Raw genomic sequence first — 16926 nt, 5'->3', positions numbered from 1 at the left:
TTTTACTGTAGCCGACATTTGAATGCCATCGCTTCTACCTGATTCGGTCGCCGCTTATCACCCGCTCATCGGGCTGATACTCCTTTTCCTCCTGTTCGCCGGCTTCGTGGTGGAACGCCTGCCGCCGGTGGTCGTGGCCACGCTCGGCGCGCTGATCATGCTGTTGCTGGGGTTCATTTCCACCGACGAACTGCTCGGCGTGTTCTCGAACCCTGCGCCCATCACCATCGCGGCGATGTTCGTGCTGTCGGGCGCGCTGCTGCGCACGGGCACGCTGGAAGAAGTGTCGGGCTGGATCATCCGCCGCACCCGGCGCAAGCCCCGGCTGGCGCTGGCGGAGATCGGCTTCGGCACCATTGCGGCCTCGGCCTTCATGAACAACACGCCGGTCGTTCTGGTGATGATCCCGGTGGTCAAACGCCTCGCCCGCTCGCTCGGAACCGCGGCCACGCGCCTGCTGATCCCGCTATCCTACCTCTCGATCCTGGGGGGCACGCTCACGCTGATCGGCACCTCGACCAATCTCCTCGTCGATGGCGTCGCACGCGAACAGGGGCTCGCTCCGTTCGGCATGTTCGAAATCACCGGCGTGGGCCTCGTCGCGGCGCTGGCGGGCACGGCCTATCTCGTGCTTGCCGGGCCCCGGCTGCTGCCCGATCGCCCGCAGCGCGCGCTCGACGATGATACGGAAAGCGATTTCTACCTCTCTCACCTCGTCGTTTCCGAAAACAGCCCGCTTATCGGCCAGGAACTCGGATCGACCAAGCTGGTGCGCCGCCCCGGTGTGAAGATCATCGGCATCAAGGCCGGGGGCGAGGTGATCCGCAAGGATATCGGCGAACATATCCTCGGCGTGGGCGACCAACTCGTCGTCGGGGCCAGTCCCGCCGAACTCGCTTCGCTGGCGGAAGCCTTCGATTTCCGCACCGGCCTTACCGGCGTGGGCGGCGGCGTCGATACGGCGGGCAGCGGGCGTCCCGCCGACCTGTCCCTGATCGAAGCGGTCGTTTCCAGCTCCCACCCCATCATCGGGCGGCGGCTTGCGGAAATTCCCATGCTGGCCAAGCTAAAGGTGCGCGTGCTGGGCCTGTCGCGTCCGCGTCATATCGCCGGTCCGGAACTTGCCGAGGTGCGCGTCAGGGCTGGCGATCGCCTGCTGATCGCGGCCGGGGCCGATGCCGTGCAGGCACTGCAGAACAACGTCATGCTCGGCACGGTGACACAGGCGCCGACCCGCGCCTTCCGCCGCGCCCGCGCCCCGATCGCCATCGGCACGCTGGCCGCGGTCGTCCTGCTCGCGGCGATCTTTTCCTGGCCGATCCAGGCGCTGGCCCTGATCGGTGCGGGTCTTGTGCTGGCGACGCGCTGCCTCGAACCGGAAGAAGCCTGGTCGGCGATCGACGGCAATACGCTGGTGCTCATCTTCGGCATGCTGGCCTTCGGCGTCGGGCTGGACAATGCCGGTACGGTCGAACTGATCGTGGCGACCCTCGAACCGGTGTTCGCCAATGCGTCGCCGCTGCTGCTGCTGATCGCGATCTACGGGCTGACCAGCCTGCTGACCGAAAGCGTGACCAACAATGCCGTCGCGGTCATCCTGACACCCATCGCCATCGGCCTTGCCGGGGTAACGGGCGCCGATGCGCGCGAACTGGTGGTCGCGGTCATGCTCGGCGCCAGCGCCAGCTTCGCAACGCCCATCGGATATCAGACCAACACGCTCGTTTACGGCGCGGCGAACTACCGGTTCATGGACTTCGTGAAGATCGGCCTGCCAATGAACGTGGTCGTCGGCATCGCAACCTGCTTCGCCATCGACGCCTTCTTCGGCTGATCAGTCGCCGTAGACGATCCGCACCTTGTGTGCCGCCTCGCGCGCCTTGCGCCGGGCTTCGTCGGTATCGCCAGCCGTCGCCAGGGCCACGCCCATGCGCCGATAGGGGCGGCTGTCGGGCTTGGCGAAAATCCGCAGGTCCGCTCCATCCGCCATCGCTTCCGCCAGCCCTTCATAGGACAGGCTCTTGGAATCGCGCTCGGCCAGGATCACGGCGCTTGCCGCCGGGCGGGCGCGCAGATCGGCCGGAACGGGCAGGCCCAGCACGGAGCGGGCGTGCAGGTCGAATTCGGTCAGGTTCTGGCTCACCAGCGTGACCATGCCGGTATCGTGCGGCCGGGGGGACAGCTCGGAAAAGATGACCTCTTCGCCCTTCACGAAGAACTCGACCCCGAACAGGCCATAACCGCCCAGATCGTCCACCACGGTCCGCGCCATTTCCTGCGCCTTGGCGATGGCCTGATCCGACATCGGCGTCGGCTGCCAGCTTTCTTGGTAATCGCCGCGCTCCTGCCGGTGGCCGATGGGCGGGCAGAAGGTCACGCCGTCCCTGTGGCGGACTGTCAGCAGGGTGATCTCGTAATCGAAATCCACGAACTGCTCCACGATCACGCGCTGCCGGTCGCCGCGCATGTTGGCGTGGGCGTAATCCCAGGCCGCTTCCAGCCCGGCCTCGTCGCGCACGGTCGACTGGCCCTTGCCGGACGAGGACATGACCGGCTTGATCACGCAGGGAAAGCCGGTGTGCTGCGCCGCCGCCTTCACCTCTTCGAGGTTCTTGGCATAATGATATTTCGACGTGACGAGGCCCAGTTCATGCGCCGCAAGATCGCGGATCGCATCGCGGTTCATCGTCAATTGCGCCGCGCGGGCCGATGGGACGACGGTAAAGCCCTCGTCCTCCAGTTCGGCCAGCACGGATGTGCGGATCGCCTCGATCTCGGGGACGATATAGTCGGGCCGGTGCTTTTCCGCCGCTTCGCGCAGCTTTTCGCCGTCGAGCATGGAGAAGACCTCGCGCGCATCGGCCAGTTGCATGGCCGGCGCATCGTCATAGGCATCGCAGGCCACCACATAGGCACCCAGCCTCTTGGCCGAAATGACGAATTCGCGCCCCAGCTCGCCCGAACCGAGCAGCAGGATTTTCGCGGTATGGCTCATGTGCGCGTCGCTCCCAGACCGATGACGACCCCAGCCTCATAGGCCAGATAGACCAGACCCACCGCCACCAGCACGCTTGCAATCGCGGTTGCGACGCGCCGGATCATGCGACGGCCTCGTCCACCGCGTCCAGCCCATAGGCGGTGTGCAGGACACGGACCGCCAGTTCGGTCTCGTCCTCGTCGATCATCACGCTGATCTTGATTTCGCTGGTGGAGATCGCCTGAATGTTGATCCCGCGATCCGACAGCGCGCGGAACATGGTGCTGGCGACGCCTGCATGGCTCTTCATCCCTACGCCGACGACGGAAATCTTGGCGATCTTGCTGTCGGTGATCAGGCGGTTGAAGCCGATGTCCTCGCGCTTGTCTTCCAGCAGCGCCTGCGCGCGCGCCAGATCGGTCTGCGGCACGGTGAAGGTCACGTCGGTCTCGCCCTTGTCGCGGCCCACGTTCTGGATGATCATGTCCACGTTGATGGACGCCGCCGCCAGCGGTTCGAAGATATGCGCCACCGCCCCCGGCTTGTCGGGCACGCGGGTAAGGATCACCTTGGCCTCGTTCTTGTCATGCGCGATGCCGGTCACGTGCTGGCGTTCCATATCGCCCTTCTCCACCAGTTCGTTCATTTCTTCTTCCGACACGATCATCGTACCCGGAAGGTCGTCGGCAGGGATGGCATCCTCGCCGACGAAGCTGGAAAGGACCTGCACCCGCACGCCCTCTTTCATGGCAAGCCCGACCGAACGCGTCTGGAGCACCTTGGCCCCCACGCTCGCGAGCTCGAGCATTTCTTCGTAAGTGACCGCCTTCTGCTTCCTCGCCTTGGCGACGATGCGCGGGTCGGTCGTATAGACGCCGTCGACGTCGGTATAGATATCGCAGCGATCGGCCTTGATCGCCGCTGCCACGGCCACGGCCGACGTGTCCGAACCGCCGCGTCCCAGCGTGGTGATGCGGCCATCGTCGCCCACGCCCTGGAATCCCGGGATAACGGCGATTTCGCCCGCTTCCATGCTGGCGATCAGCGCATCGCCATCGATCTCGTCGATGCGCGCCTTGGCGTGGGCCTCGATCGTGCGGATCGGCAATTGCCAGCCGAGCCAGCTTCGCGCCTTGCTGCCCAGCGATTGCAGCGTCAGCGCCAGAAGGCCGCTGGTCACCTGCTCGCCGCTCGCGACCACCACGTCGTATTCGGCCGGATCGTACAGCGCATTCGCCTCGCGGCAGAAATTCACCAGCCGGTCGGTCTCGCCCGCCATGGCCGAAACGACCACTGCGACCTCATGTCCGCGCGCCTGCTGTTTGCGCACGATATTGGCCACGCGCCGGATGCGCTCGGTCCCCGCCATGGAGGTTCCGCCGAATTTCATCACGATACGGGCCAAGCGAGGAGGTCTCCGTGCTGGAATAGCTGGGTTACGGCTGCTAGCCAGAGCGCATGAGTGATGCAACCACGCAACCGCGAAGCAATACTTCGGGCGGCCAAACGATCCGCCCCGATGAAGCTGCCCATTTCGGCAGGCTGGCCAAGGACTGGTGGGACCCGAAGGGGTCTTCCGCCATGCTTCACCGTCTCAACCCGGTCCGGCTCGCCTTCCTGCGCGAATGCGTGGATATGCATTGGGGTGGCGATATTTCTCAGCGTCATCCGCTCGCGGCCAAGACCGCGCTCGATGTCGGTTGCGGTGCGGGCCTCCTGTGCGAACCCATGGCGCGACTCGGGGCAGATGTAACCGGCGTCGATGCCGCGCCGGAAAACACCGCGGCGGCGGCCGTCCACGCCGATGGTGCCGGTCTCGATATCCGCTACATCGCGGGCGAAGTCGGTTCTCTCGACATCGGCACCTTCGATCTGGTCACGGCGATGGAAGTCATCGAACATGTCGCGGACAAACCCGCCTTCATCGCCGCGCTCGCGGGCAGGCTCGCGCCCGATGGGCTGATGGTCCTGTCCACACCGAACCGCACGCCGCAGTCGCGGCTGCTGATGATCGGTGCGGCAGAAGGGCTCGGCATGATCCCCAAAGGCACGCATCACTGGGACGATTTCATCACGCCGGAAGAACTGGGCGCGTTGCTGGACGATGCCGGGCTGGAGATGGGCGAACCGCGCGGCATTTCCTTCCGGCCCGACAAGGGCCTCCACCTTTCGGCCGATCTCTCGCTCAACTATCTGGTCACGGCGCGGTACCGATAGGCTCGGCAAAGTCCCGCGATGGCTGCCTGACGTCGATCAGTGGCCTGCATTCATGGCCGGAACCACCAGTCCGGGATCGTCGGTGAAAACGCCGTCGAGCCCGGCCGCCCTCAGCAGTGCGACCATCGCCGGCACGTCGCCTGCCGCATTCTCCGCACTGCCGCGGCGCAAAGCTGGCGGCAGGAAGGCGTTTTCCTTGCGCAGCGTCCAGCCGTGCAGCTTCAGGCCTGCCCCGTGCACCTTTTCTGCCAGCCCGGTCGGGGTCCCGTCCGCATTGAATACCAGCCGCAGGTCGGCACCGATGGCATCGGCATATTTGGCCACTTCCGCCAGCCCGGCAGGTGTCAGCATTTCTTCATAGGACAGGGCCGGTTCGTCCGCCGGACCGCTGCCCGGCGTCACCAGCAGCACCAGTGGCACCTCGACCATGGTATCGAGGCGGCGCAGCGTGCCCACCTCGAAGCTCTGGATGAAGACCGCATCCTCCGCATCGTCGAGATCGGCCTGGCGCAGGGCGGTGACCAGCAGGTCCACCGTGTCGAAACCCTGCTGCAGCAGGAAATCGGGATGCTTGAGTTCGGGATAGATGCCGACGCGCCTGCCCGTCTCGGCTTCCTTGGCCTCCACCAGCTGCAGGATCTCGGCAAAGGTGGGAATGGCATAGAGACTATCGAACTGCGCATTCTTCGTCCGCAGGCTCGGCAGGCGTTCCTTCGCGCGCAGGGTGCGCAGCTCGGCCAGGGTGAAATCTTCGGCGAACCAGCCGCTTACCAATCGCCCGTCGATGGTCTTGGATCGCTTGCGGTCGGCAAATTCTTCATGGGCGGCGACATCGGTCGTGTCCGACAATTCGTTTTCATGGCGCGCGACCAGCACCATGTCCTTGGTCACCACCAGATCGGGTTCGATATAATCCGCCCCCTGATCGATCGCGCGCTCATAAGCGGCCAGCGTATGCTCCGGCCGTTCGCCGCTGGCACCGCGATGCGCGATCACGATGAAGTCGGAAGCCTGCAGCGGCAGCGCCGTGAACAGCACGGCAAGGAGCGCGATCGATCGAAGCGCAGGCCAATGGGCGAAAATCGCACGGATCATGGTCGACAAAGCTCCTGTTCGTGGCCGTTTCGTACTGTTCGGCAGGGATGTTCGGCGCAAATCAAACGCTCGATTAACATGCATATCGCCAACCGTATGGTGCCCGGCCGGTCGTTACTTGAGGGCGGCGGCCCATTCGGTTTCGTCGAACCCGACCAGCAGGCCGCCGGGATATTCGACCACGGGCCGCTTGATCATGCTGGGATTGGCCTCGAGCAAACCTACCGCTTTCGTCTCGTCGATATCGGCCTTCTCCGCGTCCGCCAGCTTGCGCCAGGTCGTCCCCCGGCGGTTCAGGATGGCATCCACGCCCTTGGCCCCGATCCATTCCCGCAGCTTTTCCGGATCGGCGCCCTCTTTCTTATAGTCATGAAAAACATAAGGAATTTCTTGGGTATCGAGCCATTTGCGGGCCTTCTTGACCGTATCGCAATTGGGGATGCCGTAAAATTCGATCGTCATAACGTCCTCGTCAAATGGGCGTCCGCAATGGCCACCGCCAGCGCATCGGCCGCGTCCGCTCCCGCGATTTTTACGCCTGGTAACAAGACCTTGACCATCGCCTGCACCTGCGCCTTCTCCGCCGCGCCGGTGCCGACCACCGCCTTCTTCACCAAGCGCGCAGCATGCTCGTTGACCGCCAGCCCCGCCGTTCCGCACGTCGCCAGCACAGCCCCCCGCGCCTGCGCCAGCTTAAGCGTCGTTTGTGCATTTTTGTTGACGTAGATCTCTTCCGCAGCCGCCCGGCCGGGCTGGTGCACGGCAATCACTTCCGCGAGCGATGCCTGCAACAGCCCCAGCCGCTGCGCCATGCTGGCTTTAGGATCGGTTGGCACCTGCCCGTTGGCGACATGCGTGATACGCGCGCCCTCGGACCGGATCACGCCCCACCCCGTGCAACTGAGCGAGGGATCGAGACCGAGGATGAGCACGGCTGGTTTAATCCAGCTTTTCCATCACTTCATCGGAGATATCGTAATTGCCCCACACGGTCTGCACATCGTCATCGTCGTCGAGGGCATCGATCAGCTTGAGCAGGGTAGACGCATTCTTCTCGTCCATGTCGACGGTAAGGTTCGGCTTCCACGCCAGCTTGACGGTTTCCGCTTCCCCGAGCGACTTCTCGAGATCGGTGGCAACCTGATGGAGATCTTCGGCTGCGGTCCAGATTTCGTGGCCGTCATCCGAACTCGCGATATCTTCCGCCCCGGCTTCCATCGCCGCTTCGAGGATCTTGTCTTCGCTGCCTGCTTCGGCCGGGTAGAAAATCAGGCCAAGGCGCTCGAACCCGTGGGCAACGCTGCCTTCGGTGCCGAGATTGCCACCATTCTTGGAAAAGGCGGTGCGGATGTTGGTCGCGGTGCGGTTGCGGTTATCCGTAAGTGCTTCGACGATGATCGCGCTGCCGCCCGGGCCATAACCTTCGTAACGCACTTCTTCGTAGTTCTCGCCGTCCTGCGCACTCGCCTTGTCGATCGCGCGCTGGATGTTGTCCTTGGGCATGGACTGCGCCTTCGCCGCGTTGACCGCCAGGCGCAGACGGGGGTTCATGTCCGGATCGGGCATGCCCATCTTCGCCGCGACGGTGATTTCGCGGGACAGCTTGGAAAACATCGCGCTGCGCTTCTTGTCCTGCGCGCCCTTGCGATGCATGATGTTTTTGAATTTGGAATGACCGGCCATGGTTTCGCTTCGTAGCTCGATTGGTTGGGACGTTTCTCGTCAGAGATTCTCGGGGGTCGCCTTAGCCGCATGAACGCCGGAACGACAAGTCTTGCGCCTGCGATTTCGATGCGCAGCGAATGGGTTCAGTTCGCCCGCTTTCTGAAGCGCCCGACATTGCCCGCCCGCGCCCCCTTGCCAAAAATCAGGAGCCTTATCGCCGTACTTCGGCTGTTCGTCCTCGATCTGATCGTAATGAGCGTGCTTCTGGGAATCGCCGGAGCGGTGATGTCGGCCGGTATCGACGTGCCAGAAACGGCGCTTGCGGGCATGGAAATCGGCCCGGCCATTATCTTCGCGGTAATAGTGATCGCTCCTCTGGTAGAAGAGACGCTATTCCGCGGGTGGTTATCGGGGCGCCCGGGCCACGTTCTTGGAATTCTTCTGGCCGTTCCTGCCGGTTTGCTGGCGGCCGGCATCTTCACAACCGTCGGCGGGGGGACCTTCGCTAACCCATGGGCCGGAATGGCTGGGGCCGTGATCGTGGGACTTATTGTGGCCCTCGCATTCGTTTTCCTGCTGCGCCGACGCGATGCCATGCGCTGGTTCAAACGCTTTTTCCCGCAGTTTTTCTGGTTAAGCACGCTGGGTTTCGCCAGCGTCCACCTGTTCAACTTCGAGCCCGATCAGATGGCCATGGCCTTGCCGCTGGTGCTTCCGCAATTCGCAACGGGCACGATGTTAGGCTATTTGCGGGTCAGATACGGGCTGTGGTCGAGCATCCTTCTGCACATGCTTCACAACGGGGCGTTCATTTCGCTGGTGCTGCTGGCGGGAAGCGCGGCCTAGATCTTGACGGCCGTCCCGCTAGCACTGACCATCAGCATGGAACCGGTATCGCCGATTACCTCGTAATCGAGATCGATACCGACCACGGCATTGCCGCCCAAAGCGCCGCATTCGGCCTGAAGTTCCTGAATGGCCTGCTCTCGTGCGTCGCGCAGGATGCGTTCGTAACTCCCGGAACGGCCGCCCACGATATCCCGAATATTGGCGAACAGGTCGCGGAAGAGATTGGCACCGACGATCACTTCACCGGTGACGATGCCGAGATAGTCCTGGATGGGCTTGCCCTCGATAGTCGGCGTCGTTGTAACGATGATGCCGCGAGCATCTTTCCAAGGGCCTGCCATATCCGCATCTCCTGTTCCTTGCTGTGTTGCCAACATAGGACGGCTGACACACGGATCAACCGTTGACGACAATGCCCCCGTTGGGATGAAGAACCTGTCCTGACATGTAAGAGCTGTCCCGACAGGCAAGAAACAGGAAGGCGGGCGCCACTTCGTTCGGTTCGCCCGGTCGGCCCATTGGCGTGTCTTCGCCGAAACTGTCCATATTTTCAGGCGGCTGCCCACCCATCGGATTAAGCGGCGTCCAGATCGGACCCGGTGCAACTGCATTAACGCGAATACCCTCGCCGACCAGATTTTCAGACAACGACCGGGTAAACGCCGTGATCGCCCCCTTCGTGGCGCTGTAATCCAGCAGTCCGCCAGAACCCTGATACATCGTTACGCTGGTACAATTCACGATCGCCGCCCCGTTCTTCAGATGCGGGCGCGCGGCCTGCGTCATGTAGAACATCGAAAAGATGTTGGTCTGAAAGGTGCGCTGTAGCTGTTCGGTCGTGATATCGGTTATGTCGTCGTCGGGATGCTGTTCGCCGGCATTGTTGACGAGAATGTCCAGTTGGCCCCATTTCTCGATGACGGCCCGAACCAGTCCCTTGCAATGTTCCGGATTGCCGACGTCGCCGGCGGAAAGGAGCACTTCGGCGCCTTCCTTTTCGCATGCATCCCGCGTGATATGGGCGTCGTCGTGTTCTTGGAGATAGGCGATGGCGACCTTCGCCCCTTCTCGGGCGAACAGCACCGCGGTTGCTCGCCCTATGCCGCTATCGCCACCGGTTACGATGGCGACCTTGCCTTTCAATCTTCCCGATCCGGGATAGCGCGGCTGCCATTGAGGTTTGCGATCGAGATCGGTTTCCGATCCCGGCATCCGCGGTTCTTCAGGTGTTTCTTCGATGAAGGCAGTATCGACGGGCTGGGTGTTGGCCATGGGTGAATTCCTTTCACCCGACCAACAGCTTGAAACGGCGCCGTGTTCCGACAGCCCGCCGCAGCAAAGCGTCAGCCCATGCCAAGCGCGGCCTTGTAGGTATCGAGAATGGTTTCCTGCTCGCTGCGCTCGTCCGGCTTCATCTTCCGCAGACGAATGATCTGGCGCATGATCTTCGTATCGTAACCGACCGCCTTGGATTCCGCGTAAACGTCGCGAATGTCGTCGGCGATGCCCTTCTTCTCTTCTTCAAGCCGTTCGATGCGCTCGATCAGAAGGCGCAGGCGGTCGTCGGTGGCTTCTGCCATCTTGTAAAACTCCAGAATTTGAGAATCGGTTGGCGGCTCGATAGCCAGCCTGTCGGCGGTGGTGAAGGCGGCGACTCGCTACTCCACGCGATTTTTCGCAATACTGGCCTCCATTCGGGCAAGCTGTTCTTCGGTCGCCGGGGCCTGACGGGTCGATTTCCATTCATCCATGGGCATTCCATGGATCAGCTCCCGCGCCGCCAGTTTGTCGCCTTCGAACCCGGCATCGCGGATCCAGTCGGCAAGACAGTTACGGCAGAATCCGGCGAGGCCCATCAGTTCGATATTCTGCGCATCGTGACGGTGCCGAAGATGGCGCACCAGCCGCCGAAATGCCTCTGCCGCTACGGCATCGTCGAGTTGATCGAGGGCATCGGGCGCATTCGTAGTCATGTCTCTATCGTCCTTGCTTTGTCGCATAGCAGTGCCATAGGCCATTCCCATGGCCAATTCCGCCCCCAAGCTCGATCCTCGCGGCCGCAAGGTCAAGATTCTCGCCACCGTTGGTCCTGCCAGCCGCTCGCCAGAAATGCTCGCCAGGCTGTTCAAGGCCGGGGTCGATGCGTTTCGCGTCAACATGAGCCATGGCGAACATGCCGATCATGCAAAGACGATCGAAGCCATCCGCGCGATGGAAAAGCAGTTCATGCGCCCGATCGCGATCCTCGCTGACCTTCAGGGTCCAAAGCTACGCGTAGGCAAGTTCAAGGACGGACAGGCGGTCATCCGCCATTCCGGGCATTTCAAGCTCGATCGCAATCCTGAGCCCGGCGACGAGACGCGCGTCGAACTGCCGCATCCCGAACTGTTCGGCCTGCTTGAGAAAGGCCAGCGCCTGCTGATCAATGATGGCAAGATCCGCCTGAAAGTGATCCGGGCCGACGAGAATGAAATTCTCTGTTCTGCAGAAGTCGGAGGAGTCATTTCGGACCGCAAGGGCGTCAATGTACCCGATGCCGAAGTGCCGATCCCGGCCCTTACCGACAAGGACCGCAAGGATCTTGCCTTTGCAGTCAGTCAGGGCGTCGACTGGATCGGCCTAAGCTTCGTACAGCGCCCGGAAGACCTTGCCGAAGCCCGTAAGCTGATGGGTGGTTACGGCGCGCTGTGCGCCAAGATCGAAAAGCCCATGGCCGTTCGCCGGCTCGACGAAATCATCGACATGAGCGACGGCATCATGGTTGCTCGCGGCGATCTGGGGGTCGAACTCGAACCGCAGGAAGTCCCGCCTCTCCAGAAGCGGATCGTGAACGCCACCCGCCTCAAGGGTAAACCGGTGATCGTGGCGACACAGATGCTGGAAAGCATGATCGAAAGCCCTGCCCCGACCCGGGCAGAAGTCTCCGACGTGGCCAATGCAGTATACGACGGCGCCGACGCCGTCATGCTTTCCGCAGAAACCGCTGCGGGCGACTGGCCCGAAGAAGCGGTCACCATCATGCACAAGATCGCACGCCAGGTAGAGGGCGATGAAGCCTATCTCGCGCGGGTACGGTTTCTGGACACGCCACCGGACAGGACAACTGCCGACGCACTGGCGCATGCCTGCATGACCGTGGCCGATACGGTAGCAGTTAGCGCGATAACGGTCTTCACAGGTTCGGGATCTACCGCCCGCAGGGTTGCGCGCGAACGCCCCAGTGTGCCCATGCTCGTGCTGACACCGAGTATGAAGACGGCGCGCCGCCTGGGTTTGCTATGGGGTGCCCACGCCGTTGCGACCAAGGACATTGGCAGTTTCGAAGAGATGATCGCCAAGGGCAAGCGCATGGCGCTGCGTCATGGCTTCGGGGAAGCGGGCAGCAAGCTGATTGCACTGGCCGGCGTCCCGTTCGGCACCCCCGGTTCGACAAACCTTCTGCATGTCGTGACGATCAGCGGTGACGAACTGGACAAGCACGACGTGCAACCGGATTGACGGGCGGACACTTTCTTTAAAAGCACCGCCCGTCTGCGGATTATCAGGCGCCGATCGCGACGATTGTAATTCCGCCGAGCAGCAGGATTCCTGCCAAGACGGTCAGAACCATTTCGACCAATCCAAGCCTGTCGATATGGGCGGATCGAAAATCGCTATACTGCTGCCGCAAGCGTTCCTTGCTGGCCAGGCTGGCGACTTCGAGCGCCGAAGCCTCTTTGTCGAACCAGCGTTTTAGATCGGCCAGTTCCGTACTGTCGATGTCCGGATAACGCAGTAAGGTCGCCTCGATCTGGTCGAAGCGGTCGGTGACGGCACCGCCGTCGATATCGGTTGTCATTGTAAATATGTCCTGTCTGAACAGAATAGGCGTCCCACGGGGGACGCGGCGGCTCAGATCAGGCGGGGTGGTTCCCGTGGGGATGCCAGAGAACGTGGCGGCGGCTTTAACGGAGGTGCGCGGGGCCCATGCGCCGGCCAGGGCTTTTGTTGCAGGCCCGCATGCAGGCTCGCCTTAGGTGTCAGTATACTCGTGAATGGAGCTGTTTTGTCCGGACATGGCTGCGCTACCGTGCAGACGATGCCGGAATTGTCCTCCCTCGGAGGAAGCGTGACTTCCGCCGTTGCCGCACTGAATACCGGACCACGTCCGCGATCGAGCGAGATGGGCTGGGAAGGAATCGCATGCGCGAAAAGAACCGCCAGTAACAGCGCAACCAGCGGGCGCGCCCGGGATCTGTTCAGCACATCGAGCATGGTGCCCCAAGGTAAGGGCCGCCGCGCCTTGCCGCAAGTCGGCGGAAATCTAGCTGGTCGCGGCCTTGGTCAATCGCGCCCGGGCTTCCTCCTCGCCGATCAGCGGCAACAGTTCTCCCATGTCCGGCCCGTGATCCATACCCGTCAATGCTTGGCGCAACGGAAGGAACAGCGGTTTGCCCTTGCGACCGGTCGTATCCTTCAGCGCGCCGGTAAGCGAACGCCACGGATCGTCGCTCCATACGAGCGTGCTCGCTGCTTCGGCGAGATAGGCGCGATCATCCTGCGTAAAATCCGGCTGGTCAATTGGGCCGGTGACCAGGGCCCACCACTGCCCCGCCTCGTTTACATGCGCGAGGTTCGGCCTGATGGCATGCCAGCCAGCCTCGTCCATACCCTGCGGGAGTCTGTCGGCGACCTGGGAAAACTCCATCTGATGGACAAGCGCAGTGTTGATACGGTCAAGCTCCGCATCGTCGAACTTTGCCGGTGCCCGTCCGAATGTCGAAAGATCGAAGGTTTCGAGAAGCGCCTCGATTTCGGCGATAGGCTCGACGGGAAGCGATGTGCCGAGGCGCGCCAGTAGCGCGATGATCGCTTCCGGCTCGATACCACGTTCGCGAAAGGCATCGCAGCCGAGCGATCCGACCCGTTTGGATAATTTGCCTTCGGCCCCCACCAGCAAAGCCTCATGCGCAAAGCTGGGAATTTGCTGCGTTTCGTCTCGTGCAGCAATTAGTGCGGTAAACATCTGAATTTGCACCGCGGTATTGCTTACGTGGTCCTCTCCGCGCAGGACGTGGGTAATACCCATATCGAGATCGTCCACCGCACTCGGCAGCATGTAAAGCCAGCTTCCGTCTGCCCGCCGCACGACCGGATCGGACAACTGCGCGGCATCGAATTTCTGTGGCCCTCGCACCCCATCGTTCCAGGCGATCTGCTCGTCATGATCGAGCACGAATCGCCAGTGCGGCACGATACCCTGCGCCTCCTTGGCCGCACGGTCTTCCTCGCTCAGTTCAAGGGCCCCGCGATCATATATCGGCGGCAGGCCACGTCCGAGCCGGATCTTGCGCTTCAGCTCCAGTTCCTGCTGCGTTTCGTAGCAGGGATAAATGCGGCCGGCTGATTGCAACAAGGCAAAGGCCTCTTCGTATTTCTCCAGACGCTCTGACTGACGCGCTTCGTCATCCGGGAGCATTCCGAGCCACGCCAGATCCGCCCGGATTGCGTCGACATACTCCTCGCGGCTGCGCTCGGCATCGGTATCGTCGATCCGCAGTATGAATTTGCCGCCAGTCTTTCTCGCCAGCATCCAGTTATGCAGGGCGGTACGGATATTGCCGACATGGAGTCGTCCAGTAGGCGATGGGGCGAAACGCGTGACAGTGGTCATATCCGCGCCGATAGCGGAGGGCGGCTGGCTTGGCGAGAGGTCAGCTGGCGCGTCGTGGGCTTTGCTTCACGCTTGCCTCGCGCGTGCGGCGGTAGGCCAGTATCCCACTGACCGCCCCACCACGCATGGCGGCATCGACGGCATCGGCCGTGGCGAAGTTCTCCCCAGGCACCGGTTCGCAGATTAGATAGCCCTGCGCTTCCTGACAGCCGAGCCTGCGCAGGAGATCGAGCTGGTCGCGCGTTTCGACGCCCTCCGCCGTGGTCGCCATACCCAACGCTTCGGCAAGCTTGGTGATGCTCGAAACGATCGCCTGGTTGTCGGCAGAACTCTCCACTCCGTCGACGAAGTCCTTGTCGATCTTGATCCGGTCAAAGGGAAAACGGCGCAGGTAACTCAGAGAAGAATAGCCGATGCCGAAATCGTCCAGCGCGATGCGGGTGCCCAATTCCCGAAGCTTCTGGAGATTGCCCATGCTGATGGAGCTTTCCTGCATCAGGACATGCTCGGTGATTTCGAACTCCACCCGTTCGGGCGCAATGCCATGTGCATGCAAAGATTGGGCAATAACCTTCACCAGATGCGGGCTGCGCACCTGTGTAGGCGAGAGATTGATCGCAATACGGAAATGGCCTTCCCACTTTGCCGTTTCAGCAAAGGCCTGCCGGATCGACCACTCGCCAATCGGAACGATCAAGCCCGTTTCTTCCGCAACTTCGAGAAAATCCGCCGGGCCGATAATTCCGCGCTTGGGATGGTACCAGCGCAGGAGCGCTTCATATCCGACAACCGAACCCGATTGCAGGTCGATCACCGGCTGATAATGGAGGTTGAGCTGTCCTCGGGCCACCGCTTCGCGCAAATCGATTTCAATTTCGCGGCGCTCTCGGGCCGCAAGATCGATGGACTGATCGTAGAGTGCGAGAGTGTCGCGCCCTTTGTTCTTAGCAGCAAAGAGGGCAAGATCCGCACGGCGCATCAATTCCTCGGCATCGCAGCTTCCGTCACTGCTTCTGGCGATGCCGACGCTGCCTGAGACGCGATATATCTGACCATCTATTTCGAATGGATCTCGGATAGCGGCAAGGAAACTGTGCGCCCTTTCGATAAGCATGCCGGCCCCGGAACGCGTTTCGACGAGGATGGCAAATTCGTCGCCCCCCAGCCTCGCGACCAAATCCTGGCCGCGGACTTCCTGTTCAAGCCGTTTACCGACCTCGCGGAGCAACCTGTCGCCCATGAGATGTCCGCGCGTGTCGTTGACTGCCTTGAAGTCGTCCAGATCGAGGTAGAAAAGGGCAATGTTGCGCACCCTCTCGTTCTGATCCAGGGCACCACGCAGGCGTTCGTTGAAAAGGTATCGATTGGCGAGCCCGGTCAAATTGTCGTAATGCGCCATGAAGGCGACGCGCTCCTCGATCATCCGATCGCTCGTCACATCCCGTGCAACGCCGCTGATTTGGCCATCGTCGCGCGGCCTTGCGGAGAGCTTCCAGTAGCGCATCTCCCCATTGATCCGCAATTTGAGCACCAGATCGCGGAAGCGGCTGCGTTCAGTGAGATGCCGTGCAAAAATGGCGCGGTTCGCATCCGCCATGAACATGTCGATCAGCGGCTTTCCTTCGAGCGTTTCGGCAGGCTTCTCGGCTGCCATTGCGAACCGCTCGGCCACGTTACGAAGATTGCCGGCTTCGTCGACCGTCCAGAGCCAGTCGGACGAATGCTCTTCGTAATCGTTGAGCAACAAGCGAACCGTATCGGTCGCTTCACGGCGGTTCATCTCGGCTTCGAGCCACTCGACAATCTGCCGCTCCTGCTCGCGCGTCGAGCCGAGCAGCGCGATGACGAAAAGGGCGAGCAGGATCAGGGCAGGCAAACCCGCTATACCAGTGCCGGTCCAGATGGCAGCGGTGATTGAAATTGCCATCACGACTACGTGGAAGATCGCAGCACTCGGCGCCGTTCTGTGAACCAGCAAAACGCCGCAAAGCACGGCGATTGCCACAACTGCGAGCACGACTGCGTCCAGACCATGCGCGACCGGCGCCAAATACGGAAAAATTCCGGCCCAGGCCAAGGAGCCAAGCCATTGCAATAGAACGAAACGGCGCCAGTGTCTGCGCAACTCCCCTAGGGAGGGACTGTCACGGTCGAGAATGCTGTCGAAGACCACATAGACCGCGATCAGCACAAACTGCACAGTTGCCCAACCTATCAGGACCGCAAGATCAGCCTGATCGCGGAAGGTGTAAACAAGCGCCACAATCGACCCGAGCGCTGGAAGCAGGGACAACGTCGCCCCGGTCGTGAAATCTCTCATTCTGCGGGTCAGCAGAAGTTGTCCGACCGCAGCGTGCCCGTCCGGACTTCCGCCGGTTCCATACGCTTCGGTATCGGGCCCTTCTACTGCCACGAAATTCCCCGCATTGCGGTCACTTTCCCCCATGTACCGATAGTTAAGGTGCAACTA

Annotated in this window: 17 protein-coding genes; 4 read left to right on the top strand and 13 right to left on the bottom strand. The window is 61.9% G+C overall.

Features of this window, described 5'->3' with window-relative positions; all coding sequences use genetic code 11:
- The first annotated feature begins 22 nt into the window (after positions 1 to 22).
- Complete coding sequence (locus ACIGGE_RS06200) at positions 23 to 1834, top strand: SLC13 family permease (RefSeq protein ID WP_221597087.1); 1812 nt, start codon at positions 23 to 25, stop codon at positions 1832 to 1834.
- Here ACIGGE_RS06200 and purT read toward each other — a convergent pair whose 3' ends face one another.
- Both purT and ACIGGE_RS06190 read right to left on the bottom strand, forming a co-directional pair.
- Positions 1835 to 2995 carry a formate-dependent phosphoribosylglycinamide formyltransferase gene (purT, locus tag ACIGGE_RS06195; RefSeq protein ID WP_397489707.1) on the bottom strand — a complete coding sequence of 387 codons (1161 nt, stop codon included), beginning with the start codon at positions 2993 to 2995 and terminating at the stop codon, positions 1835 to 1837. It lies immediately after the preceding gene.
- 103 nt (positions 2996 to 3098) lie between these two features.
- Positions 3099 to 4382, bottom strand: a complete 1284-nt coding sequence (locus ACIGGE_RS06190) for an aspartate kinase (protein ID WP_103023031.1) — start codon at positions 4380 to 4382, stop codon at positions 3099 to 3101.
- Between the two features lie 53 nt (positions 4383 to 4435).
- Between ACIGGE_RS06190 and ubiG the strand changes: the two genes are divergently transcribed.
- Positions 4436 to 5194: a bifunctional 2-polyprenyl-6-hydroxyphenol methylase/3-demethylubiquinol 3-O-methyltransferase UbiG gene (gene ubiG / locus ACIGGE_RS06185; RefSeq protein WP_397489706.1), complete on the top strand. Its 759-nt coding sequence runs from the start codon at positions 4436 to 4438 to the stop codon at positions 5192 to 5194.
- A gap of 36 nt (positions 5195 to 5230) precedes the next feature.
- On the opposite strand, the gene ACIGGE_RS06180 is transcribed toward ubiG, so the two are convergent.
- From ACIGGE_RS06180 to ACIGGE_RS06165, 4 genes are all read right to left on the bottom strand, one after another.
- Positions 5231 to 6289 carry a glycerophosphodiester phosphodiesterase family protein gene (locus tag ACIGGE_RS06180; protein ID WP_397489705.1) on the bottom strand — a complete coding sequence of 353 codons (1059 nt, stop codon included), beginning with the start codon at positions 6287 to 6289 and terminating at the stop codon, positions 5231 to 5233.
- Between the two features lie 114 nt (positions 6290 to 6403).
- Positions 6404 to 6751 (bottom strand): arsenate reductase, encoded by a 348-nt coding sequence (locus ACIGGE_RS06175; RefSeq protein WP_397489704.1) that lies wholly within the window; start codon positions 6749 to 6751, stop codon positions 6404 to 6406.
- Complete coding sequence (gene ruvC / locus ACIGGE_RS06170; RefSeq protein WP_397489703.1) at positions 6748 to 7221, bottom strand: crossover junction endodeoxyribonuclease RuvC; 474 nt, start codon at positions 7219 to 7221, stop codon at positions 6748 to 6750. The genes ACIGGE_RS06175 and ruvC overlap by 4 nt, the downstream gene beginning before the upstream one ends.
- Positions 7222 to 7228: 7 nt before the next feature.
- A complete protein-coding gene (locus ACIGGE_RS06165; protein ID WP_397489702.1) occupies positions 7229 to 7972 on the bottom strand; it encodes a YebC/PmpR family DNA-binding transcriptional regulator in 744 nt (247 codons plus the stop codon).
- A 69-nt stretch (positions 7973 to 8041) separates the two neighbouring features.
- Here ACIGGE_RS06165 and ACIGGE_RS06160 point away from each other — a divergent pair, with 69 nt between their 5' ends.
- The gene (locus ACIGGE_RS06160) at positions 8042 to 8800 is read left to right on the top strand and encodes a type II CAAX prenyl endopeptidase Rce1 family protein (RefSeq protein ID WP_397489701.1); all 759 of its coding nucleotides are present in this window, start codon (positions 8042 to 8044) and stop codon (positions 8798 to 8800) included.
- Here ACIGGE_RS06160 and ACIGGE_RS06155 read toward each other — a convergent pair.
- The 4 genes from ACIGGE_RS06155 to ACIGGE_RS06140 all read right to left on the bottom strand — a co-directional run bounded on the left by ACIGGE_RS06155 (position 8797) and on the right by ACIGGE_RS06140 (position 10776).
- On the bottom strand, positions 8797 to 9144 hold the full coding sequence (locus ACIGGE_RS06155) for a heavy metal-binding domain-containing protein (protein WP_199797726.1): 348 nt from the start codon (positions 9142 to 9144) through the stop codon (positions 8797 to 8799). The genes ACIGGE_RS06160 and ACIGGE_RS06155 overlap by 4 nt on opposite strands.
- A gap of 55 nt (positions 9145 to 9199) precedes the next feature.
- A complete protein-coding gene (locus tag ACIGGE_RS06150; RefSeq protein ID WP_397489700.1) occupies positions 9200 to 10075 on the bottom strand; it encodes an SDR family oxidoreductase in 876 nt (291 codons plus the stop codon).
- Positions 10076 to 10146: 71 nt separating this feature from the next.
- Entirely contained in the window at positions 10147 to 10383 is a 237-nt protein-coding gene (locus ACIGGE_RS06145) for a DUF2312 domain-containing protein (RefSeq protein WP_050601763.1), read from the bottom strand.
- Positions 10384 to 10461: 78 nt separating this feature from the next.
- Complete coding sequence (locus tag ACIGGE_RS06140; protein WP_103023094.1) at positions 10462 to 10776, bottom strand: DUF1244 domain-containing protein; 315 nt, start codon at positions 10774 to 10776, stop codon at positions 10462 to 10464.
- A gap of 49 nt (positions 10777 to 10825) precedes the next feature.
- Between ACIGGE_RS06140 and pyk the strand changes: the two genes are divergently transcribed.
- A complete protein-coding gene (gene pyk / locus ACIGGE_RS06135; RefSeq protein ID WP_103023024.1) occupies positions 10826 to 12301 on the top strand; it encodes a pyruvate kinase in 1476 nt (491 codons plus the stop codon).
- 43 nt (positions 12302 to 12344) lie between these two features.
- Here pyk and ACIGGE_RS06130 read toward each other — a convergent pair whose 3' ends face one another.
- From ACIGGE_RS06130 to ACIGGE_RS06120, 3 genes are all read right to left on the bottom strand, one after another.
- On the bottom strand, positions 12345 to 12641 hold the full coding sequence (locus ACIGGE_RS06130; protein WP_301641810.1) for a hypothetical protein: 297 nt from the start codon (positions 12639 to 12641) through the stop codon (positions 12345 to 12347).
- Positions 12642 to 13106: 465 nt separating this feature from the next.
- Entirely contained in the window at positions 13107 to 14456 is a 1350-nt protein-coding gene (gene gltX, locus ACIGGE_RS06125) for a glutamate--tRNA ligase (RefSeq protein WP_397489699.1), read from the bottom strand.
- 40 nt (positions 14457 to 14496) lie between these two features.
- Positions 14497 to 16902, bottom strand: a complete 2406-nt coding sequence (locus ACIGGE_RS06120) for a putative bifunctional diguanylate cyclase/phosphodiesterase (RefSeq protein WP_397489698.1) — start codon at positions 16900 to 16902, stop codon at positions 14497 to 14499.
- Between the last annotated feature and the right edge of the window lie 24 nt (positions 16903 to 16926).

It is taken from the genome of Qipengyuania sp. NPDC077410, assembly GCF_044543405.1.
Lineage (GTDB): Bacteria > Pseudomonadota > Alphaproteobacteria > Sphingomonadales > Sphingomonadaceae > Qipengyuania > Qipengyuania pacifica.
Note: the sequence above shows the minus strand (reverse complement) of the source record. Positions and strands in the feature narration are given on the sequence as shown.